General features: G+C 39.6%; 10 protein-coding genes and 1 pseudogene. 8 read left to right on the top strand and 3 right to left on the bottom strand.

What is annotated here, in order from left to right; genetic code table 11:
* The first annotated feature begins 4 nt into the window (after positions 1-4).
* Positions 5-1,240 carry a response regulator gene (locus D0817_RS15220; RefSeq protein ID WP_127339238.1) on the top strand — a complete coding sequence of 412 codons (1,236 nt, stop codon included), beginning with the start codon at positions 5-7 and terminating at the stop codon, positions 1,238-1,240.
* A gap of 180 nt (positions 1,241-1,420) precedes the next feature.
* Positions 1,421-2,023 (top strand): murein L,D-transpeptidase catalytic domain-containing protein, encoded by a 603-nt coding sequence (locus D0817_RS15215; RefSeq protein WP_127339237.1) that lies wholly within the window; start codon positions 1,421-1,423, stop codon positions 2,021-2,023.
* Between the two features lie 97 nt (positions 2,024-2,120).
* On the opposite strand, the gene D0817_RS15210 is transcribed toward D0817_RS15215, so the two are convergent.
* The 3 genes from D0817_RS15210 to D0817_RS15200 all read right to left on the bottom strand — a co-directional run bounded on the left by D0817_RS15210 (position 2,121) and on the right by D0817_RS15200 (position 4,208).
* Positions 2,121-2,540, bottom strand: coding sequence for a helix-turn-helix domain-containing protein (locus D0817_RS15210; RefSeq protein WP_127339236.1), 420 nt, complete (start codon positions 2,538-2,540; stop codon positions 2,121-2,123).
* A gap of 21 nt (positions 2,541-2,561) precedes the next feature.
* Positions 2,562-2,966: a helix-turn-helix domain-containing protein gene (locus tag D0817_RS15205; protein ID WP_127339235.1), complete on the bottom strand. Its 405-nt coding sequence runs from the start codon at positions 2,964-2,966 to the stop codon at positions 2,562-2,564.
* Positions 2,967-3,152: 186 nt separating this feature from the next.
* Entirely contained in the window at positions 3,153-4,208 is a 1,056-nt protein-coding gene (locus tag D0817_RS15200; RefSeq protein WP_127339234.1) for a serine hydrolase domain-containing protein, read from the bottom strand.
* A gap of 800 nt (positions 4,209-5,008) precedes the next feature.
* Between D0817_RS15200 and D0817_RS15195 the strand changes: the two genes are divergently transcribed.
* The 6 genes and pseudogenes from D0817_RS15195 to D0817_RS15175 all read left to right on the top strand — a co-directional run bounded on the left by D0817_RS15195 (position 5,009) and on the right by D0817_RS15175 (position 23,269).
* Positions 5,009-8,200 (top strand): SusC/RagA family TonB-linked outer membrane protein, encoded by a 3,192-nt coding sequence (locus D0817_RS15195; protein ID WP_127339233.1) that lies wholly within the window; start codon positions 5,009-5,011, stop codon positions 8,198-8,200.
* 12 nt (positions 8,201-8,212) lie between these two features.
* A complete protein-coding gene (locus D0817_RS15190) occupies positions 8,213-9,637 on the top strand; it encodes a SusD/RagB family nutrient-binding outer membrane lipoprotein (RefSeq protein WP_127339232.1) in 1,425 nt (474 codons plus the stop codon).
* 447 nt (positions 9,638-10,084) lie between these two features.
* On the top strand, positions 10,085-10,219 hold the full coding sequence (locus D0817_RS26435; protein ID WP_262708222.1) for a hypothetical protein: 135 nt from the start codon (positions 10,085-10,087) through the stop codon (positions 10,217-10,219).
* Positions 10,220-10,236: 17 nt separating this feature from the next.
* Positions 10,237-10,536 (top strand): annotated as a pseudogene (locus tag D0817_RS15185) (response regulator); the annotation flags it as partial.
* A 53-nt stretch (positions 10,537-10,589) separates the two neighbouring features.
* Positions 10,590-13,955, top strand: coding sequence for a CheR family methyltransferase (locus D0817_RS15180; protein WP_127339231.1), 3,366 nt, complete (start codon positions 10,590-10,592; stop codon positions 13,953-13,955).
* Between the two features lie 446 nt (positions 13,956-14,401).
* Positions 14,402-23,269 carry a non-ribosomal peptide synthetase gene (locus D0817_RS15175; RefSeq protein ID WP_127339230.1) on the top strand — a complete coding sequence of 2,956 codons (8,868 nt, stop codon included), beginning with the start codon at positions 14,402-14,404 and terminating at the stop codon, positions 23,267-23,269.
* Positions 23,270-23,272: the final 3 nt, after the last annotated feature.

The raw sequence follows: 23,272 nt of genomic DNA, 5'->3' as shown, positions 1-23,272 counted from the left end.
TCGAATGAAAAACAGCACTGCAGATGGCCCGATCAAAATTCTGATTGTGGATGATAAAAAAGAAAATCTGCTTTCCTTACAGGTAGTCCTGGCTGACAGAGGTTATAAATTCGTCGAGGCATCTTCCGGAAAAGATGCCCTGCGGATTTTGCTGAAAAATCAGGATTTTGCAATCATCTTAATGGATGTGCAAATGCCGTTAATGGACGGTTTTGAAACAGCAGAACTTATTCGTCAGAGTGAGAAGCTTAAACATGTCCCGATTATTTTCCTTACCGCCAATATGGATACTACCGAGTATATTTTTAAAGGATATCAGTCCGGTGCGGTAGATTATATGATTAAGCCCCTGTCGCCCGAAATACTGCAGGCCAAAGTGATGGTTTTTACCGAGCTGTTTAAGAAAAACCTGGAATTACGCGTTAAGGAAGAAGAAGCTACGCGATTAAACGAAATTATTTTAAAAGCGAATAAAACGCTTGCTGCCCAATATGCAGCAATCGAAAAACATGCAGCAGAACTGAAGAACAAAAACATGGAACTGGATGCTTTTACCTATATCTCCAGTCATGATTTGCAGGAACCCCTGCGCAAAATACAAACGTTTGCAAATGTGATCCTGACGAACGAATATCCGAATCTTTCCCCTGACGGAAAACTGAAATTTGACCGGATTTTGTATTCGACAACCCGAATGAGAGAACTGATTAACAGCTTGCTGACATTCTCCCGAACCAATATTATAGACCGGAAATTTGAAAGCACCGACCTCAATATCATCCTTGCGGATGTAAAGGAAGCACTGCGCGAAAATATTCAGGAAAAGAAAGTAGTAATCGAAACAGATTTTAACGGAAAAATAGATGTTATTCCGTTTCAGTTTGTGCAGCTGATGGAAAATTTATTAAGCAATGCCATCAAATTTGCCAAAAAAGATACGCCTTTGCAGATCACCATTAAAAGCACCATCACTGACGGTGCGGCATTGGAAAATGAAAAACTGTCTCCTCACGAAAAATACTGCCACATTACCTTTGAAGACAACGGAATAGGATTTGAATCGCAGCATAACGAAAAGATTTTTGGCGTTTTCCAAAGGTTACACGGCCGGGATATTTATGAAGGAACAGGGATTGGTCTGGCAATTGTAAAAAAAATCGTGGAGAACCATAATGGTTTTATAACGGCATCGGGCGTTCCGATGGAAGGGGTAAAGTTCAATATTTACCTTCCAATTTAACATATTGTGCACGTTTTAGTGGTTTATTGAACACGTTTTCAAATATTTACATAAAATTTAACAGTGCAGACATGGGAATTATGTAAATATTTTTTCTATTTTTGCAACATCAAGTAATGAAAGTATTACGTTTTAAAGCATTTTATCCCAAATCCTTCTTTATAACTTATCAGACTGCGTATGAAAATATTTTTTATTTCACTTTTTGTTAGCCTGTGCTCTTTTACTACCTACAACAGAGGAACCAGCGAAATGGAGACCATTACGGAACTCGAAATAATGAGACTTACTGATCACGTAAAAGAGATCAAAGCAACAGCGGTTATCGACCGTCGATACAGCAGTAAAATCGCTTTTTTGGTGGATATGAGAATCAAATCCGGTAAAAACCGTTTTTTTGTATATGACCTTGAAAATGATAAAATTTTAGATCAGGGACTTGTAGCTCATGGCTGCGGTTCTGAAACCGGAATAAAAGGAGAGCTGAAATTCAGCAATGAGCCTAATTCCAATTCTACTTCACTTGGTCGCTATTCGGTAGAGAAATCCTATAAAGGAATGTTTGGTAAAGCTTTCAGACTTAACGGACTGGACGAAAGCAACAGCAATGCCTTTAAAAGAGCTATTGTACTGCACCAATATTCAGCTGTTCCTTATGAAGAGCAGGAATATTACATCGCCAGAAGTCACGGTTGCCCGATGGTAAACGAAGTGTTTTTCAAAAGACTTGAAAAAGTAATTGAAAGTTCTGATGCGAAAATCATGATGTATGTTTATTATTGATAGCCGTATCGCGATAGAGAAATAATAATTCACATAAATAATACCATAAAAAAAGAGCTGTATCGTACAGCTCTTTTTTTATGGTATTTGTGTTTTTTTATTTAGTAATTAATTTTTCAAGCCTTGCCATCATTTCATCTTTCTCTTTTAGCATACGCTCGTATAACGCAATTTTTTCATCGTATAACTGAACAATTTTATCAACAGGATTGAAAGAGGGCTGGAAGCTAAATCCAGAAGCCACCGCGTTATCCTTAAAATCCTGAAATGAATAAGTATTCGCAATCACATTTACCGCCTGCTCTTCATCAAAATTCTGAAAAGCTTCCACAGGAATTTTTAAGGCATGTGAGATTTGGTCCAGTATATCCTCTTCAATTACATCTTTCTGCTCCAGCATGGAAATTTTCTTCTGATTCCAGTCATTTCCCAAATCAAAAGCCAATGCTTCCTGTTTGATGCCAAGCATTTCCCTGAAGCGTTTTACGTTTCTTCCCTGATGTATTTTCTGTTCCATAATGTTTACCAATTGAGAATCTTATTTATTAATTAATTTTTCAAGCCTTGCCATCATTTCATCTTTCTCTTTCAGCATACGCTCGTATAACGCAATTTTTTCATCGTATAACTGAACAATTTTATCAATTGGATTAAATGAACAACTATCATACTTTTGATAACCAACTGCACCGTTGTCGAATTGATTAGAAATAAAATTTACGGCCTGCTCTTCATCAAAATTCTGAAAAGCTTGCACAGGAATTTTTAAGGCATGTGAGATTTGATCCAGTATATCATCTTCAATTACATCTTTTTGCTCCAGCATCGAAATTTTCTTCTGATTCCAGTCATTTCCCAAATCAAAAGCCAATGCTTCCTGTTTGATGCCAAGCATTTCCCTGAAGCGTTTTACGTTTCTTCCCTGATGTATTTTCTGTTCCATAATGCGTATCAATTTTCTGAAGGCTCAAAGATAAAGCCATTTTGATTATAAACTGCGAGTTTCAAAGATAAAAAAATATCCGGTAAATGATTTATTTTGTAAGATATTATTTATTTTTAAGTTGTTTCCTCTAAGTCGTTTCGACCGAAGGGAAATTTGGAAATCCTGCTTTCTTTCTGGGAATGCTTATTTTAAAAGGGCACTTTCCTTACTGATTTTTCTAATTTGCTGTTCAAAATAATAGGCAATGTCAAAATTTTCGTTTGCCTGGTTTTCCAGAACAATAATACTGGTTTTGGAGTCCGGATAATATAAATTGACCGCTGTAAAACCTTCGCGGGGATGAAAGCCCGTATGGCCAATTTCCAGTAAGCCTTCTTTATCGTTGATCCGCAATCCGTAACCGTACCCAATAGCGTTTTTGCTGAAAAGCGGATGCGTATTGGTTATCGAATAACTCGTCATCATTTTATAGGCAGCGGGTTTAAGTATTTTGCCATTATGCAAACATTCATTCCATTTGGCCAGATCGGGTGCCGTCACGATTAAATGGCTTCCAAAATAATGAGTGGGTTCAAAATTGACTTTGTCGTTACCTTTAAAAGTTCCGTCTGTTTTTACCGTATGCCCTTTTACTAAAAATGTACTGTTGACTGTGTTAGGGTAATAGCTGTTATTCATTTGGCATTTTTTGAATAAGGCCGTGACCAATTGCTCAAAACTTTTGTGAGTTTGTTTTTCAAGAACAAGTCCGGCCACGTAATATCCCATATTCGAATAACTGAAAGCGGTTCCCGGAACAAATTTTAGCGGTTTGTCGAGATCTTCACTGCTCAATCCTGAGGTATTATTTAGTAATTGGTGTACGGTGACGGTGTCTGCCCAGGAATATTTGAAATCGGGCAAATACCTGCGAATAGGGATTTGCAGGTCAATTGTACCTTTCTCTGCCTCTTGTAAAATAAGGGCAGCCGTAAACTGTTTCGCTATGGACATCGTCGAAAACTTATCCGTTACCTTCAGGGCTGTTTTTTTGTTAAAATCAGTATAACCGTATGCTTTTGCGTATTTTATCTTTCCATTTTGCTGAATAAAAACAACGCCATTAAAACTCCTTGGATTTTTTAGTTCAATCAGGCTGTCAATTTTGGCTGCATAGTCGGCTTTTGTTTGCCCAAAAGACTGACAGGAAGTAAAAAAGAGAAGAAAGACAAAGCAGGTGAGAGTAAAGAAATGCTTCATTTAGATGGTAAAATAGTGAAGGTGAATGGTTGTGTGTTATGGTTCTGTTTGAAAATTACCTCGGTAACCTGTGCCGGAGCGTTACCATTTTTTACTTCATTTTGAGAAATAATTGAGATTTTGATTCACTAGCAAATATAGGAATTATCCTCACTATAATTCATTTAAAAATTTAGTTTTGCAAATTTCTTTTAATGATATAAAAACAACGCTCGTTAAAACGAAACACCTTGTATTTACACCACTCTTATACGCTTGTTTTGTGAATAGGCGAGTTGAAAAAAGCTCAATTTTTCTAATCGAAGGCCCTTGTTTTAGAAAAATTCTTACACGCTGCAAAAAATCCGCAAAACTTCTAACGTTCTTATTTTTAGTAATTTAAAATTTAAAAATTATTTTGATTAACATTTTTTTTGCAAAAAAAACAATTTAAGTTTTTGTCTTTAACTTTTTAATATACCTTTGTTCTATCAAATTAGTGTAATTTAAAAGTAAGGAAATACAGGGGATGAAGGCTTGTTAAATGCACGTCATTTTTGATCGGGAGGAAAATTCTGGTCATTTATACTTCAGAAGTTGTCATTACGAACTCTTCAATCTCAACTTTATACCAATTCAAAAATAATAATTCAAAAAAAAAAAAGAAATGAAAAAACGAATGTGTTGCAGATAAAAAAAAAACCATTTCTGTTGCAGCAGAAATGGTGAAGCTTAAAGAAATTGTACATCTCTGATAAGGAAAGCGAGAGTGGAGTAAATCCGTTTTCGGCTCCCCTTATTTATTAAACCAAAACAAAGTAATGAAAAAAAAATTAAACAGCTATATCTGGTTCTGTATTTTATTGATTTCCATCGGAATTAAAGCTCAGGAGACCAAACCGTTAATCCAGTCCAAACTCGAAGGAACAGTAGTAGATGCTGTTACAAAAGAGCCGGTTATTGGTGCTTCCATAAACATTAAAGGCACCACTCACGGTGTTGTAACAGATTTTGACGGAAAATTTTATTTCCAGACCGGACAAAAATTTCCTTACACCCTTATAGTAAGTTATATGGGGTATAAAAGAATGGAAGTTGTCGTAAATGCAAACTCAGTAGTGATTGATATTACCCAGGAAGAAAATGCATTGTCAGAAGTAGTTGTGACCGCACTGGGTATTACAAAAGAAAAAAAATCACTGGGTTATACGACACAATCGCTTAAGAACAGGGATCTGGCAGAAACCAAAGAAACCAACTTTCTGAATAGTATGACCGGTAAATTGGCCGGAGTACGTATCACCAATTCACAGGGAGATATGGGATCTTCCCGTATTGTTATCCGCGGAGAAACCTCTATAGGCGGCAATAACCAGCCCTTGTTTGTGGTAGACGGAGTTCCGGTAGACAACTCGCAATTGGGAAGTGTGGGCGGAGCCACCCGTGATTTCAAAAATGCCATTGCCGATCTGAATCCTAATGATATTGAATCTTTAACAGTATTAAAAGGCCCAAATGCTGCAGCCCTTTACGGATCCCGTGCAGCGCATGGTGTTGTTTTGATCACGACCAAATCAGGAAAAAGCCAAAAGGGACTAGGCATCAGCTTTAGTACCGGTATCACGCTGTCTCAGGTTGCTACATTGCCAAAATTTCAAAATTCATTTGGTCAGGGATCAAACGGAAGATTCAGCTATGTAGATGGTAAAGGCGGCGGTGTCAATGACGGAGTTGATGAAAGCTGGGGCCCTAAACTGGATGGAAGACTAATTCCTCAGTTTAATTCAAATGGGGCAGCCGTACCTTTTGTGGCTCATCCTGATAATGTGAGGGACTTCTTTAATACCGGAATTACGTACGATAACAGTATCTCTGTGGCGAAGTCAGATGAAAAATCAGATTTCCGTTTGGGGGTAAATAATCAAAAACAATTAGGGACAGTACCGAACAGTGAAGTAAACAAAACAAACTTTTCGATTAATTCCAATTATCAAATATCCAAAAGTATAAAAGTAGGGGTAACGGGGAATTATATTGTGACTAATGCACCGGCACTTCCCGGAGGTCCGTCGGGTAACCGTGCTGCCGGCGTAATGCTTCAGTTTCTGTGGTTCGGACGCCAGGTCGATATCAATGACCTTCGTAATAACAGAAATGTGAACTGGAACAACAGCTACTACAGCAATCCGTACTGGAATGCTTATTATAACACGACAAGTCAGCAGCGTAATCGTCTGATAGGAGATATTCACCTGGACGCAAAGCTTGCCGAGGGACTTAATTTTAAATTCCGTACCGGCGTTGATTATTATAACGATCGCAGAAAATACGAGATTAAATACGGTACCAACGGAACTCCTTTTGGATCCTATGCGGAAGACGCGTATACGGTAAACGAACAAAACACAGAAGGTATTTTTACGTATACCAAAAAACTAAACGATGATTTCACCGTTGATGCTCTTGCCGGATTCAATATTCGTAACCACAGCGATGCAAACAATTATCAAAAAGCACCACGTCTGGCTGTGCCTGATTTGTATACACTGACCAATTCACGTGATCCGCTAACATCATCAAACACCTTGTCAAGATTGAGAGTGTACAGTGCCTATGCCTCAGCGCAATTTGGTTATAAAAACTATGCCTACTTAAACGTTACGGCGCGTAATGACTGGTCATCGACATTGCCGAGCAATAACCGCTCTTATTTCTATCCTTCTTTTAATGGAAGTCTCGTGTTGTCTGAAGCCCTTAATCTGAAAAGCAGTACGCTTGATTTCTTAAAAGTACGCGGCGGATGGTCTGAAGTTGGTAATGACGCAGATCCGTATCAACTGGCTACCGTTTACAATTTTCAGACGGCATTCGACGGAAATCCGATTCAGACTTCTTCCCAGAAAAAACTCAATGAGAATCTGAAACCGGAAACAACCCGTTCTACAGAACTTGGTTTAGAAGCTTCTTTCTGGAAAAACAGACTGCATTTTGATTTTGCTTACTACAACACCAATAGTTTTGACCAGATCCTGGAAATCAAAACAACGGCCGGAAGCGGTTATAATTCGCAGTTAATCAATGCCGGAAAAATAAACAACCGTGGTATAGAAATTCAACTGGATGGAAACCCTGTTCAAAACGAAAATTTCAAATGGAATGTTGCTTTCAATTATTCAACCAATAAAAGCAAAGTAGAAATTCTGGACTATGATAAAAAGATTCAGAACTACACCATTGGTACTTCAGGAGGTGTTGATGTACTGGCGTCAGTAGGACAAGCCTATGGTGCACTTTACGGCACAGCCTATCAGCGCGACGCAAATGGAAACATTGTAGTAGGGGCCAACGGATTGCCAAAAGCAGATCCGACAAAAAGAGTATTGGGACATTATACCCCGGATTATTTAGCCGGTATTACCAACACCCTGACCTATAAAAATCTTGAACTTTCATTTCTTGTGGATGCCAGTGTAGGCGGAGAGATTTTTTCGGGAACGAACAGAACAGGTACGTACACAGGTGTTTTAGCTGAAACGCTTCCGGGCCGTGATGCTGCCAATGGCGGATTAAATTATTATATAGCGACTAATGGTACCACAAATACAAAAACGTTAGTTTCAGGCGGTAATGCTCCGGCCGGGGCTGTGATCTACGATGATGGAATGATCTTTAAAGGAGTATATGCTGACGGAACTCCGAATACTTCAGTACTTAGTGCCCAGGAATATTACAAAGCGTCCTACAATATTGGCGAAGCTTATGTTTACAGCTCCACTTTTGTAAAACTGAGAGAAATAAAACTGGCTTACAATTTCAATAAAAAATTTGCCAAAAAGCTCGGATTAGATGGTGCCAGTATCACTGCGGTAGGTCGTAATTTGCTGTTTATCTATAAAGATGCACCAAATATAGATCCTGAAACGGCTTTCAACACCGGAAATGGTCAGGGATTGGAGAGTCTGTCTTTGCCAACTACCAGAAATTTCAGTCTTAACGTTAATCTTAAATTTTAAAAACACAAAATCATGCTAAAAAAATTAGCCTACATAACGTTGTTTGCAGTGGCACTGACCTCTTGCAGCGATACCCTGGATGATATTAATAAAAATCCAAATGCAACTGAAACCCCATTGGCACCTTACCTGTTAACAGGAACCTTAAAACAGGGTGCTGATTTATACTGGGGATCCACCAATAATTTTGATTCGTCTTTATTATTTGCCCAGCACTGGGCTAAAATCCAATATACGGAACCGGACCGATATGATGTGTCGAATACCTCTTTTACGACCTTGTGGAATACCGGATACGCGACTTTAATTACAGATTTGAATACCATCCTGAATTTCCCGGAACAACAGGCCAATTCAAATTATAAGGGAATTGCACTAACGCTGCGCTCGTGGACGTTTTTATTGCTTACCGATGCTTATGGAAGCATTCCTTATAAAGAAGCAGGCCTAAAAGTGACTCCTGCCTATAATACCCAAAAAGAAGTGTATACCGGATTACTGGAGGATTTAAAACAAGCTCAATCTTTACTAAGTCCTTCCAAAGGTACTGTGACGGGTGATTTGGTTTATAAGGGAGATGTTCTGAAATGGAAAAAACTGGTGAATTCGCTTCGTTTGCGTATTGCCCTGAGAATTGCAGACAGGGAACCGGCTTTAGCAAAACAGGCTGCTATTGAGGCCACCACAGATGCCGGAGGATTAATTGGCAGTAACAGCGAAACCTTTCAGTTTATTTACACCAGTTCACCGCAGCAAAATCCGGCTTCGGCCTGGTTCGAAACGCGTGATGATTACCGTATTTCAAAAACAATGGTAGATAAGTTATATGAGCTGTCAGATCCGCGTTTACCGGTTTATGCGCAATTACCATCGGATGCAAGTGTCGGTAAATATGTTGGTGGTGGTAACGGATTGTCAAACAGTGATGCGAACAGTCAGGGTTTTGCCAAGACATCAAAACCGGGAACTTATTTCCTGACTTCGGCATCGCCTGCTGTCATCTTTTCGTATGCTGAAGTGCTTTTCAATCTTTCCGAAGCAGTGGCCCGAGGGTATATTGCGGGAGATGCAGAGCAGCTTTATAAAAATGCCATTACCGCATCACTGAACCAGTTTGGGATAACCAATGCGACGGTGATTTCAAGTTACCTGAATCAGCCAACGGTAAAATATGATGCTGCAAATTATGCCAAATCGATAGGCACGCAGAAATGGATTGCTTTCTTTGGACAGGGTCTTGACGCTTTTGCAGAGTGGAGAAGACTTGACTATCCGGTATTGACTGCCGGTCCGGCCACCGTTCTGGACGGAAAGATACCTTCGCGTTTCTTTTACCCGGGAACAGAACAGTCGCTGAACGGATCAAGTTATCAGGCTGCAATAGCGGTTCAGGGAAAAGACCTGCTGACTACAAAGTTATGGTTTGATGTAAAATAAGCCGATTCAGCAAGGATCCTGAACTAAAGCATAAGGTTCAGTATGCTGTTGCGAACACAACAATACTATTAGTTAAAAAAAACGATCTTAAGGATCGTTTTTTTTTTTTTTTCAATCCAAAATAGTACTTCGAATCAGGCGGCCGGTTTTCGGCTTAAAAATTTAAAAATGAAACATAGTGGCTCTTCTTTTTAAATATTGTGCTTACTAAACCTTACTATTCTTCTCCGGATTTTATAATAAATCAATATTTGTGTAGCTAAAAGACTATAATTAAAGAATAGTACGGCGCTTTCTTTTTTTAATAAAAGCCAGATTTACCAGTGAGGCAGTCCTTTTTTTTCAGAATCAAACCCTTTTGCAGGTAAAACGAATGTAAGTAAATACTTTGATTGGTCTCTAACCCTTTATTTAAACGTACATTTGAGTTAAACAGTAAACGGACTAATGAAAAATAAAGAGAATATAAGGATTTTGCTGACGGATGATGATCCGGACGACCGGGAATTTTTTGCTGATGCGCTTACAGACATTCTCTTAATTTTCCGGTTGAATTTTGTAAAAACGGGCAGGAGCTTTTAAATCGTCTTTATGATAAAAATCTTGATATCCCGGATATCATTTTTTTAGACCTGAATATGCCTGTCATGTCAGGGTTTGAAAGTCTGAAGCAAATTCGCGATGATAGTAAATTTAAGGATATTCCCATCATAGCGATTTATTCAACCTCGGCAACAGAAGAGGGAATCAGGAATACTTTCGGATTAGGTGCCAATGCCTATATCGTAAAACCAACTGATTTTAATGATTTAAAAAAATTACTAAAAAAAGTAATCGAAATGGATTGGGAGAAAAAATTAAAACATTTAGAAATCGAATCCTTCATTATTACAGTTTAGATGCTGCACTATTACCTTTACAATGTTAAGCTTAGAAATTAATACTCGAAATCATGGATGCTCATACAAATAATTTACCGGAAGCGACACGTCAGGACTTTCCTATCGTAGGTATTGGGGCTTCAGCCGGAGGGCTGGAGGCTTTTACTAAGTTTATCGAAGCTATTCCGGATAATTCTGAAATGGCATATGTTATTGTACAGCATTTGCATCCTACGCATGAAAGTATCCTTACGGAGCTTCTTTCACGTGTGGCAAAAATTCCGATTAATGAAATTACAGATGAGATTCATTTGGCTCCCAATCATATCTATGTCATTCCGGAGAACAAAATGCTTACTTCTTTTGATGGCGTCCTTAAGCTGAGTCCGCGTGAAAAAGAGACCAAAAATCAGGCAATAGACGTTTTTTTTACGTCATTGGCCGAAGTCCATCTTGATCTGGCCTATGGCGTATTGCTTTCGGGAACCGGTTCTGACGGAACAATCGGCTTAAGATCCATAAAAAAACACGGAGGTATTACCTTTGCACAGGACATAGATGCCCATTATAATGAAATGCCCCAAAACGCTATTAAAGCCGGAGTGGTGGATTATGTGCTGACTCCTTCAAAAATAGTAGAGAAACTGATAAAGTTGTCAAAACTGAAATATAGCATTAGTGAAGAAAATGATTACAATGATGAAGCAGTGTTTCAGGAAATCATTAAAATCCTGCACCAGCAAAGCGGTGTTGATTTTACGTATTACAAGCAAACCACTATTCGCAGGCGTATTGCCAGAAGGATGGCACTAAGCAAAATCGTGAATCTCAGGGATTATCTTAAATTTTTGCGGGGGGATAAAGTGGCATCGGAAGATTTGTTTAACGATATGCTGATACCTGTGACGGAATTTTTCAGGGATACCAAAATATTTCAGATCATAAGAGAAAAAGTTTTCCCCATAATAACCAGCAGGGTGCCTGACGGAAACACCATACGAATCTGGATTGCAGGCTGTTCTACCGGGGAAGAAGCGTACACATTAGCCATTGCGCTTCATGAATTTCTGGGCGAAAATCTCCAGGGAAAAGAAATCCAGATTTTTGCGTCAGATATTTCAGAAGTGGCGATTGCCAAAGCCCGAATTGGATTTTACCGAAAATCCCAGATGCGAAATGTTTCCGAGACGACACTTTCCAAATATTTTACGTCAAATACAGCGGGTTATACCATTAAAAGGCAAATCAGGGATTTATGCGTTTTTGCAGTTCATAATTTTCTCAATGATCCTCCTTTTGCCAAAATGGATTTAATTACCTGCAGGAATGTGTTTATTTATATGGATTCTTTTTTACAAAAGAAATCGCTTACCACCTTTCATTACGCCTTAAAAGAAAACGGGTTTTTACTTTTGGGGAAATCAGAAACGGCTGTTCCTGCGGCTGAACTTTTTCAGTCATTTGATAAAACAGGCAAAATATATATCCGTAAACAGGTTTCGGGTAGATTTGTACATTCCGGTTTAGGAGCCAATGGCAAATTGAAAAGTTTTAAATCTGATATTCAAAGAAAAGAAATTATCAAAGAAGATTTTAGAAAGAGCGCCGAGTCTGTATTGCTTGCCAAATATACTCCGGCCAGTGTTATTGTGAACGAACAAATGGATATCGTTCATATCAACGGATCAATTGCTGAATTTATTGAGCTTTCTACGGGTAAACCGACTTTCAATTTATTGAAAATGGCAAAGGAAGGACTGGCTTTCGAGCTTCGTAATGCCTGGCATAAAGTCAAAGAAAACGATTCAACTGTCAAAAAAGAACGGATTCAGATCAAAAGCAAAGGCAGTACAGAAGAAATTACCATAGAAATGCAGCGATTGGAAGACACTTCCGACCCTTATTTTTTAGTATTGTTTTATAAAAGCAGGACTGACCAGGAGCATGTGCCCTCCGGTAAATTCACTTCTGAAGAATTGCGCGACAATGCCTATCTGAAAAGGATTGCGCAGCTCGAAAAGGAACTGGCAAAAATACACGATGATGTAAACGCGATCAGTGAAGAGCATGAGGCCTCCAACGAAGAATTGCAGAGTGCCAATGAAGAACTACTGAGCGGCAGTGAAGAACTGCAAAGTTTAAACGAAGAACTCGAAACTTCAAAAGAAGAATTGCAGTCCAGCAATGAAGAGCTTTTGCAAATTAATCAGGAACTTTTAAATAAGCAGCAGGAGATTCATATTTCCAAAAATTATACAGAAGCGATAGTTGCGACCCTCAGGGAACCTATAGTAGTGCTCGATACCAATTTGAGAATAAAAAATATCAACAGGGCTTTCTCTAAAAAATACAATATTGCCAAGCAGGAAGCTACCGGGAAACTGATTTATGAAATTCAGAACCATCTGTTTGATAATGTTCCGATGCGCGCGATGCTTGAAAAAGTACTTCCCGAGAAAACACAGCTGGATGATTACCAGATAGCGGTAAATCTTTTGCCGTACGGCGAAAGTATCATGCTGCTGAATGCACGACAGGTGACCAATGAAACCAGTAAGGAACAATTAATCCTGCTGGCTATAGAAGATATAACAGAACGCAGGATTACAGAAAAGAGACTGCAGGTACTTTCAGACGGTTTTGAAGCCAAAGTTCAGGAACGCACCGCCGATTTGCTCAATGCCAATACAGAACTGGAGAGTTCGGTTAAAAATTTGCATGGCGCTAACGTGCAATTACAGGAATACGCTTATGTGGCCAGTCATGATTTGCAGGAACCGCTTCGTAAGATATTAATGTTTATCAGCAGGCTTTTGGGGATGGACGAAAAAATTTCAGATGAAGGTCTGGTGTTACTCGACAAAATCAGCAAGTCCTCTACAAGAATGAATACGCTTATTAAAGATTTACTAGCCTATTCCTATCTCAACAATCCGGAGAAACAATTTGTAAAAACAGATTTAAATGTGGTTGTCGCCAATATCCTTATTGATTTTGAACTGCTTATACAGGATAACAGGGTTCAGGTGAAGCTCGGAAAATTGCCGGTGATTACCGCTGTTGCCTTACAAATGAATCAGCTTTTTTATAACCTCATCAGTAATGCCCTCAAGTTTTGCAAAAATGACGACTCCATTTGTAAAATAGAAATCAGTTCCCGTAAACTTAATAAAGCACAAATTAAAAAGTATCCCACTTTAAATGCTGACCGCGAGTACTACAAAATAGTGATCAAAGACAACGGTATCGGTTTTAACAAACAATATGAAAATAAAATTTTCACTATTTTTCAAAGGCTCCACAACAATGAAGTCTACAGTGGTACCGGTATCGGGCTTTCTATTGGAAAAAAAATTGTCGAAAACCATAAAGGTATTATTTATTCCAGAGCAGAAGAAAATGTTGGTGCTGAATTTCACATTATACTAGCCGTTTAAGATTCATTCTATACTTCAAACAAAACTATTTTTACTGTCCATTACAGTTTATTTACTTCCAATGAAAAACCCGCGATAAGCGGGTTTTTTTATGCGATGCAGGGAATTAATTTCAATCTTCCCTTTCGTGTTTCTTCGATACAATTTCCGAACTGTTTCCAGCTCTTTGTTAACAAATTGGTACTGAATAGTTAAGCTGTGTTCAATTTAGGCATGGAAAGCGGGAGACCGTAATTTTTATATGAAAAGTCCGTAATTTTTGAGAGAATTAACTGCTATTTTCGTGCGAAATAGAGGTCATGAATGAAAAAAGACGCTACTATTTTAAGGAACGGCCGGACCTTATATAAGTGTTCCGGAAATAAAAAACCTTAGTTTTTTCATGCTTAAAAAGAGACAGTATAATAGCATACTGATTGTAAACAAGAAATACGAATTCTGAAATTATGGATAAGAGCGCAGTGTCAAATAATTTATACTTAGTTACAAAATATTGGAAGAAAAAAACAGCCGGCAGAGATCAGGTTCACAGGCTGCAAGATAAGGAAAATAGTCTTCCGTCTGTTACTATTAAGGCAGTGGACCTGAATTATTTCAGCAAGCTTACCAATGGCAACCCGATAGCTCAGGCTACAGTCCTAAATGCGGTTTATTCTTTTTTGCTGAAAAAACTTAATCCTGAATTTGACGGCTATGTTGTTTCGGATTATAAAGGACAATCTCATCCTTTGCTTTTTTCATTTCCGGAAGATTTAAATTCCTCCTTTAAAGAATATCTTCAAAAAGTAAAAACTGAAATTTTGGAGACTTTACAATACTCCGAATTTAATCCCGATGACTTCTCTGAGAAGACCGGTTTTAGCGATTTAAGTATCTTTTCCAATTACAGCATTGACATTAACAAAGTGAATCCTTTGGCATGTAACGGAATTTCGTTTAGTATCAAAATAAATGAAACGGAAGATATTGAAATTACCGTTTCGTACTTAACCGATTTTGTAAAGAAAACAATTGCTGTCCATCTGGTTCAGCAGTTTGAGCAGTTTTTACTTAACCTGGAAAACAATATAACAGTTCATTTATCCAATTACGACTTACTATCTGAAACCGAAAAGAGGCAGCTGTTGGTAGATTTTAATGCTACCGATGCCGCTTATCCGAAAGAAAAAACAATTGTGGATCTATTTGAAGAACAGGTTGCAAAAACACCGGACAATGTTGCTGTTGTATTCAAAGAATCGAACTTAACCTATTCCGAACTAAACAAAAAAGCCAATCAGTTAGCCCGTTACATTTCCTCGAATCATACCCTGAACAAAGGAGATATCGTGGGTGTGTTTTTGCCTAAGTCCGATAACGGAATCATTTCGCTATTGGCCATACTAAAGTTAGGTGCCGTTTATTTACCCATAGATACCCATTATCCTCAGGAAAGAATCGATTACCTCATAAAAGACAGTGGTTTGAAGCTTCTGATTACAGATAATGCCGGAGACTTCAGTACTTGTGAGACCATAGCTTTGCCATCCGTTGTTTTTGATCGTAACAGCGATGAGAATATCAATACTGCAATTTCACCAAGAGATTTGGCGTATGTGATTTATACCTCAGGATCTACAGGACATCCAAAAGGGGTAATGATCGAACATACGAGCAATATCAATATGGCTCTGGATCAGATTAAATTTTTCGATATCCGTAAAGAGGATACCATTGTCTGGTTTGCTTCAGTCGCTTTTGATGCTTCTATTTCAGAGATTATGATGAGTTTGTACAGCGGGGCAACCTTATGTATTCCGACCGAAGAAGTCATAAAAGACAAAGATCAGTTTATACTATTTTTAAAGGCAACAAACGCCACCGTAGTCACTTTTCCTCCGAGTTATCTTGGACTATTATCCGAAGAGGATATCTCGGGATTGCGCTGCGTCATTACGGCGGGTGAACCGGCCAATCCGACTAAGGCCATTGCTGTTGTAAAATCCGGAATAGCGTATTATAATGCTTACGGACCTACCGAATGTGCGGTTTGTGTGTCGATTTACAAGCTATCCGAAAATGATTTTGATAAAACGGTCATTCCAATTGGCAAACCCATATCGAATACCAAAATTTATATATTGGACGAAGCGTTGCAGCCTGTACCAATAGGCGTAGCCGGAAAAATATATGTTTCCGGAGCCGGAGTAGGAAGAGGCTATCTAAACAAGCCGGAACTTACACAGGAGAAATTCATCGCAAATCCTTTTGAGACAGGCGAGCGGATGTATGATACCGGAGATTTAGGCTGCTGGTTGCCCGACGGAAATATTGAATTTTTGGGTCGAAAAGACTTTCAGGTCAAAATAAGAGGCTACAGGATTGAATTGGGCGAAATAGAAAACACCATTCTACAATATTCCGATGCGGTAAAACAAGTCGTTGTGGAAGTAAAAGAAAACCGTCACGAGAAAGTACTCGCTGCCTATCTGGTAAGTACTACGCCCATCAATAAATCGGAACTGAGAAGTTTTCTTCAAAATGCACTGCCTGACTATTTGGTTCCTGGTTTTTACATCGCATTAGATCAACTGCCTTTAACCCCAAATGGAAAAATAGACAGAAAAGCACTGCCTGGTATCACCAGTGACGATGTGATCCGAAAAACATATGTCGCACCGCAAAATGAAACCGAAAAAAGTTTAGCAGCGATTTGGGAGGAAGTACTGGGAATTGAAAAAATAGGTATAACAGACAATTTCTTCGAATTAGGAGGACACAGTTTAATAATCGCTCAGGTCATTAACAGAACCCATAAACAATTAGGCAAAACGGTTTCTTTCAAAACATTTTTCACAAGCCCGAGCATAGCGGAATTAAGCAGACACTTGCAGGAGAATAGCTATCTGGCAATCCCTAAAGCTCCCGGGGCACAGTCGTATCCGTTAACGGCTTCGCAAAAAAGGTTGTGGATCTTGAGCCAGTTAGACGGAGGTACCTTAGCCTATAATATGCCCGCCACGGTAAAATTAACCGGAACTGTTGATGCAGAGAAATTTGAAGAATCGTTTAGGCTGTTACTTCATCGCCATGAGATTTTAAGAACCGCTTTTAAAGCGACCGAAGAGGGAGAAGTCCAACAATATATAGTGCCGGCAGAGCAGGTCAACTTTACGATAGCAGAGAAAGACTTCAGTTCGGAAGAAAATACGCATGAAGCTATTGCCGGGTATCTTTTACATACAAACAGCCAGCCTTTTAATTTGGAAACAGCGCCGCTGGTAAGAACTTCTTTAATCAAAGTAAAAGAAGAAGAATATGTGTTTTTCCTGTCCCTGCACCATATCATTGGCGATGGCTGGTCAATAGAACTCTTAATCGCCGAGGTGGTAAAAACATACAATGCCTTACTGCAAGGCAAAAAAATCAGCTTCCCCGAATTAAACATTCAGTATAAAGATTATGCGGTATGGCTGAAGGAAGAACTTCAAAATGAAAGACAGCAAGAATCAAAAGAATATTGGCTGGCACAATTTGCAGGAGAACTGCCTGTATTAGATTTGCCGGGGCTTAATGCCCGTCCGTTAGTACAAACGTATAACGGAGATACGATAACCCATCAGTTTTCGAATACTTTTCTGGAACGTTTAAAAGGGTTTTCAAAGGAGCATGATGTGACCTTGTTTATGACTTTAATGGCCGGTATTAATGTCCTGTTGAACAGGTACACCGGTCAGAACGACATTATAGTAGGAACCCCGATCGCGGGAAGAGAACATCCGGATCTGGAAAATCAAATGGGATTGTATCTGAACACGCTTGCGATTCGAACGCAATTAAAAGAAGAAAGCAACTTTCTGGATGTCCTAACATTGCAAAAAGAGACGCTGTTAAGTACCTATGACCATCAAAATTATCCTTTTGATGAGTTAGTCGGCAAACTGAACTTAAAAAGAGATACCAGCCGTTCCGTTTTATTCGATGTGCTGGTGGTACTGCAAAATCAGGAACAGCTAAACAACCTGAATACCGAAGTACTCATTGACCTGGAAATAAGCAAGTACGAGTTTAAAAGTAAAACCTCGCAATTTGATGTTAGTTTCATTTTCGTAGAGAAAGAAGGGCTGGATCTTAGAATTGAATACAATACCGATATCTACGACGGTTACCTGATCAAAAGAATGTTCGGTCATTTTGAAAATTTGATGCTGAAAACTTTAGCACAGCCCGAAATACAGATTCAGGAAGTCGATTATCTAACTCAGGAAGAAAAAAATCACCTCCTGTTTGACCTGAACAATACGGTTATCGAATACCCGTCAGGTAAAACCGTACTGGATTTATTTGAAGAACAGGTGGCGAAAACCCCGAATAACATTGCCATCGTATTTAAAGACACGCAACTGACCTACAAAGAACTGGACGACCAATCCAGTCAATTGGCAGGGTATCTAGCTCAAAATTATACTATTGAACCTGATGATCTGGTGGGAATCATACTCGAAAGAAGTGAGCGAATGATCGTTTCTATTTTCGGGATCTTAAAATCGGGCGGTGCTTATGTGCCGATGGATGTACATTATCCGCAGGAAAGGGTTGATTTTATCACACGCGATGCAAAACTGAAACTGAGCATCAATGAGACTGAATTTGCCAAATTTAAGTCCGTTCAGGATTCGTATAGCACAAAAACGCCTGAGCGTGGGGATTTAGTAAATCATTTGGCGTATTGTATCTATACTTCAGGATCAACAGGAAACCCAAAAGGCGTACTGAACCATCATGCAGGCTTGTACAATCGTTTGGTCTGGATGAAAGACTACCTGAAGGTGGAAGAGAAAGAAGTCTTCCTTCAGAAAACCCCTTACACCTTTGATGTTTCGGTTTGGGAATTGATTTTGCCTTTCCTTACCGGAAGTTCCCTTGTCATCGCCAAACCCGAAGGACATAAAGATGTAGCTTATTTACAGGATATCATCAGTAAAAAACAAGTTTCAATTGTGCATTTCGTGCCTTCCATGCTGGGTGTTTTCCTTTTGGATGCAGACAGCGAAAAAGGCAAAAGTTTGGCACATATCATATGCAGTGGCGAAGAGCTTCCGGCCCTTATGGCACAGGAATGCAAGGAAAAATTCGTAAAAGCAAAACTGCACAACCTCTACGGCCCTACAGAAGCCGCTATTGATGTAACCGCGATCAACCTAAGCGAAATTGATGTTTTAAAAGAAGGCGTAAGTATCGGTAAACCCATTGCCAACACCAGTATCTATATCGTCAACAATTCCCTTGGACTACAGCCTTTTGGGGTACCGGGAGAGTTATTGATCTCTGGGATACAGGTGGCCAGAGGCTATCTGAACCTTCCCGAACTTACGCAAGACCGCTTTATCGCCGATCCGTTCCGCGCAGGATATCAGGTGTACCGCACCGGAGATATCGCCCAATGGAAACCTGACGGTTCCATTCATTATATGGGCAGAATCGACAATCAGGTTAAAATCAGGGGGAACAGGATTGAACTGGGCGAGGTTGAAAACGCCATCATGGCCTATGGAGGTATCCAGCAGGCCGTAGCGACCCCTAAAGAAGTAAACGGAGAGAAAGTTTTGGTGGCCTATTATCTTTTGGACAGAGGCGAGGAAATAGACAAAGCTGCCATGCGTACGTATTTGCAGGGAAAACTTCCGGAATATATGGTACCGGGCTTTTATGTAGTACTCGAAACCTTACCGATGACTTCCAGCGGAAAAGTCGACCGCAAAGCCTTACCGGGCATAGGAGGGGATGACCTTATCCGTGGTGAATATGTTGCACCGCGCAATCCAACAGAAGAAAAACTGGCTGTGATCTGGCAGGATATTCTGGGCATAGATCAGATAGGGATTACCGATAATTTTTTCGAATTGGGAGGTGATTCCATACGCGCCATACGAATTTTAGCCAAAATCAATAAAGAGCTTCACATCAATTATAAACTGGCCGATATCTACGCCTTGCCGTCTATAGAAAAATTATTGGCTATAGCAACAGAACGAACAGCAAGCGAGATTCCGGAGGCCATCAAAGCTGAAGTGGAAGCAGAATTTGAAAAACTGGAACAAGAATTCAATCCGTATGAGTTTTTTGAAGAGCGACAATTTCTGCATGAAAACAAAGAAGATTCCCAGCATTTGAATGTTCCATTTTCGGAAGAAAAAATTGTTTCCATTTATCCGATGAGTGATATCGAACTGGGAATGCTGTTTGGTTCGCTTGCCACCAGAAATAAAGGAGTGTATCACGATCAGTTCGTCTTTCCATTGCCAACAGCACAATTTGATAAGGAAGCATTTGTAAAGGCCATTTCGATTTTAACTGAAAAGCATGAAATCCTCAGAACAGCGTATAATATTGAAAAATATAGCAGCCCCGTACATCTTGTTTATGAAAAAACAGCTGTCCGCTTAGCATATGAAAATCTTTCGGCAAATCCGCAGGAGGAAATTTATTCGATAATAAATGACTTTATGGTACAGGAAAGAACTCATAATTCTTTTGTGACTTCAGAACCGGGTTTATGGAGGATGAAAATTTATAAAACCGCCGAAAAGGAATACAGCCTGCTTTTTCAATTCCACCATGCCATACTGGACGGATGGAGCGTGGCTTCGTTAATGACAGAACTGAACAACATCTACCTGTCTGTTTTAGAAAATCAGGAAGCAGCCACAACGCAACTGGCGCTGACTTATAAAGATTATGTTTTTGAGCAGCATTGCATCAAAAAGAATGAGAAGTACAATGATTTCTGGAAAGAAAACCTAAGCGACTATAAAAAGCTGGATATTTTTACGGAAGAACATTTTTCAAAACGACATGATTTTACGATTGAAGGAGCATTGTATGATTCGGTACTCCAATTTAGCCAGGGCCATGGTTTAAGTTTAAAAACAATAGCTTTTGCCGCTTATTTGTACACTTTAAAAACCCTGACGTACGAGGACGATATCACTGTAGGTCTGGTAACCAGCGGCAGGCCTTTGCAGGAAGATGCAGATAAAATATTGGGCTGTTTCCTGAACACGATTCCTTTCAGAATTAAGGAAACAAACGGAACTGCAATATCTTTTGCAGAAAAGATTAATGAATTGCTAACCCTTCAAAGACAGTTTGAAAGAATCAGTCTGAATGAATTGCAAACCCGTTTTTCCGTAAACAAAAAAGGAGAAAACCCATTTTTTGATACCCATTTTAATTATATCGATTTTCATATTTATGATGATCTGAAGGTACAGGATAATGAAAAAGTAAGCGAATTTAGATTTGCAGATCTCAACTTTGAAGCGACAAATACGTTCCTGGATTTAAATATTCGTCCGGTCGCAAACGGTATCAAAGCATCGTGGAATCAGCAGAGAGCCTTAAAATACGGACTGACCATAGAGCAACTGCAGGAATACTACACTAATTTTTTATCCGCGTTAGTCAATTCCGGTGATGCGGTTTTAAAAAATGAATGTGTTTTGCCTGAATCAGAGCTGCAAAATTTGCTTTACGATCTGAACAATACCACAATCGAATACCCTTCAGGCAAAACCGTACTGGATTTATTTGAGGAACAGGTGGCGAAAACCCCGGATAATATTGCCATCATATTTGAAGATACGCAATTAACTTACAAGGAACTGGACGAGCAATCCAGTCAATTGTCAGGGTATCTAGCTCAAAATTATACTATTGAACCTGATGATCTGGTGGGAATCATACTCGAAAGAAGTGAGCGAATGATCGTTTCTATTTTCGGGATCTTAAAATCAGGAGGCGCTTATGTGCCGATGGATGTACATTATCCGCAGGAAAGAGTTGATTTTATCACACGCGATGCGAAGCTGAAACTGAGCATCAATGAGGCTGAATTTGCCAAATTTAAGTCCGTTCAGCAGGGGTATCCAACTACAACGCCTGAGCGTGGGGATTTAGTAAATCAGCTGGCGTATTGTATTTATACCTCGGGATCAACAGGAAACCCAAAAGGCGTCCTGAACCATCATGCAGGCTTGTACAATCGTTTGGTCTGGATGAAAGACTACCTGAAAGTCGAAGATAAAGAAGTCTTTCTTCAGAAAACGCCTTATACCTTTGATGTTTCCGTTTGGGAATTGATTTTGCCTTTCCTTACCGGAAGTTCCCTTGTCATCGCCAAACCCGAAGGACATAAAGATGTGGCTTATTTACAGGACATCATCAGTAAAAAACAAATTTCGATTGTACATTTCGTGCCTTCCATGCTGGGTGTTTTCCTTTTGGATGCAGACAGCGAAAAAGGCAAAAGTTTGGCACATATCATATGCAGTGGCGAAGAGCTTCCGGCCCTTATGGCACAGGAATGCAAGGAAAAATTCGTAAAAGCAAAACTGCACAACCTCTACGGCCCTACAGAAGCGGCTATTGATGTGACCGCAATAAACCTTAGTGAAATTGATGTTTTAAAAGAAGGCGTAAGCATAGGTAAACCCATCGCCAACACCAGTATCTATATCGTCAACAATTCCCTTGGCCTGCAGCCTTTTGGGGTACCGGGAGAGTTATTGATCTCGGGGATACAGGTGGCCCGCGGCTATCTGAACCTTCCGGAGCTTACGCAAGACCGCTTTATCGCCGATCCGTTCCGCGCAGGACATCAGGTATACCGTACCGGAGATATTGCCCAATGGAAACCCGACGGTTCCATTCATTATATGGGAAGAATCGACAATCAGGTTAAAATCAGGGGGAACAGGATTGAACTGGGCGAGGTTGAAAACGCCATCATGGCGTATGGAGGTATCCAGCAAGCCGTAGCAACTCCTAAAGAAGTAAACGGAGAGAAAGTTTTGGTGGCCTATTATCTTTTAGAAAGAGGAACCGAAATAGACAAAGCCGCCATGCGAGCGTATTTACAGGGAAAACTTCCGGAATATATGGTACCGGGCTTTTATGTAGTACTCGAAACCTTGCCGATGACTTCAAGCGGCAAAGTCGACCGCAAGGCCTTACCGGGCATAGGGGGCGATGACCTTATCCGTGGTGAGTATGTAGCACCGCGCAATCCAACGGAAGAAAAACTGGCTGTGATCTGGCAGGATATTCTTGGTATAAATCAGGTAGGAATTACAGATAATTTTTTCGAATTGGGAGGCACTTCTTTTCAGCTGATCAAATTGCAAAAAATGATTGAATTGTTGTGGCCAAACAAGATGGTTATTTCGGATTTATTTGAATTTAATTCGATAAAAGACATCGCAGTCTTTATCACTAGAGATTCAGGCGAAACCGACTTAGAAGAGAAAGACGAGATGAAATTTTTTGAAATTTAAAAC

The organism is Flavobacterium cupreum, assembly GCF_003996965.1.
In the GTDB taxonomy this organism is placed as follows: Bacteria; Bacteroidota; Bacteroidia; order Flavobacteriales; family Flavobacteriaceae; genus Flavobacterium; species Flavobacterium cupreum.
Note: the sequence above shows the minus strand (reverse complement) of the source record. Positions and strands in the feature narration are given on the sequence as shown.

Excerpts from the sequence above, each read along its gene's own strand:
- D0817_RS15220 (WP_127339238.1), top strand. The coding sequence starts at position 5 with ATGAAAAACAGCACTGCAGATGGCCCGATCAAAATTCTGATTGTGGAT.
- D0817_RS15215 (WP_127339237.1), top strand. The coding sequence starts at position 1,421 with ATGAAAATATTTTTTATTTCACTTTTTGTTAGCCTGTGCTCTTTTACT.
- D0817_RS15210 (WP_127339236.1), bottom strand. The coding sequence starts at position 2,540 with ATGGAACAGAAAATACATCAGGGAAGAAACGTAAAACGCTTCAGGGAA.
- D0817_RS15205 (WP_127339235.1), bottom strand. The coding sequence starts at position 2,966 with ATGGAACAGAAAATACATCAGGGAAGAAACGTAAAACGCTTCAGGGAA.
- D0817_RS15200 (WP_127339234.1), bottom strand. The coding sequence starts at position 4,208 with ATGAAGCATTTCTTTACTCTCACCTGCTTTGTCTTTCTTCTCTTTTTT.
- D0817_RS15195 (WP_127339233.1), top strand. The coding sequence starts at position 5,009 with ATGAAAAAAAAATTAAACAGCTATATCTGGTTCTGTATTTTATTGATT.
- D0817_RS15190 (WP_127339232.1), top strand. The coding sequence starts at position 8,213 with ATGCTAAAAAAATTAGCCTACATAACGTTGTTTGCAGTGGCACTGACC.
- D0817_RS26435 (WP_262708222.1), top strand. The coding sequence starts at position 10,085 with ATGAAAAATAAAGAGAATATAAGGATTTTGCTGACGGATGATGATCCG.
- D0817_RS15180 (WP_127339231.1), top strand. The coding sequence starts at position 10,590 with ATGGATGCTCATACAAATAATTTACCGGAAGCGACACGTCAGGACTTT.
- D0817_RS15175 (WP_127339230.1), top strand. The coding sequence starts at position 14,402 with ATGGATAAGAGCGCAGTGTCAAATAATTTATACTTAGTTACAAAATAT.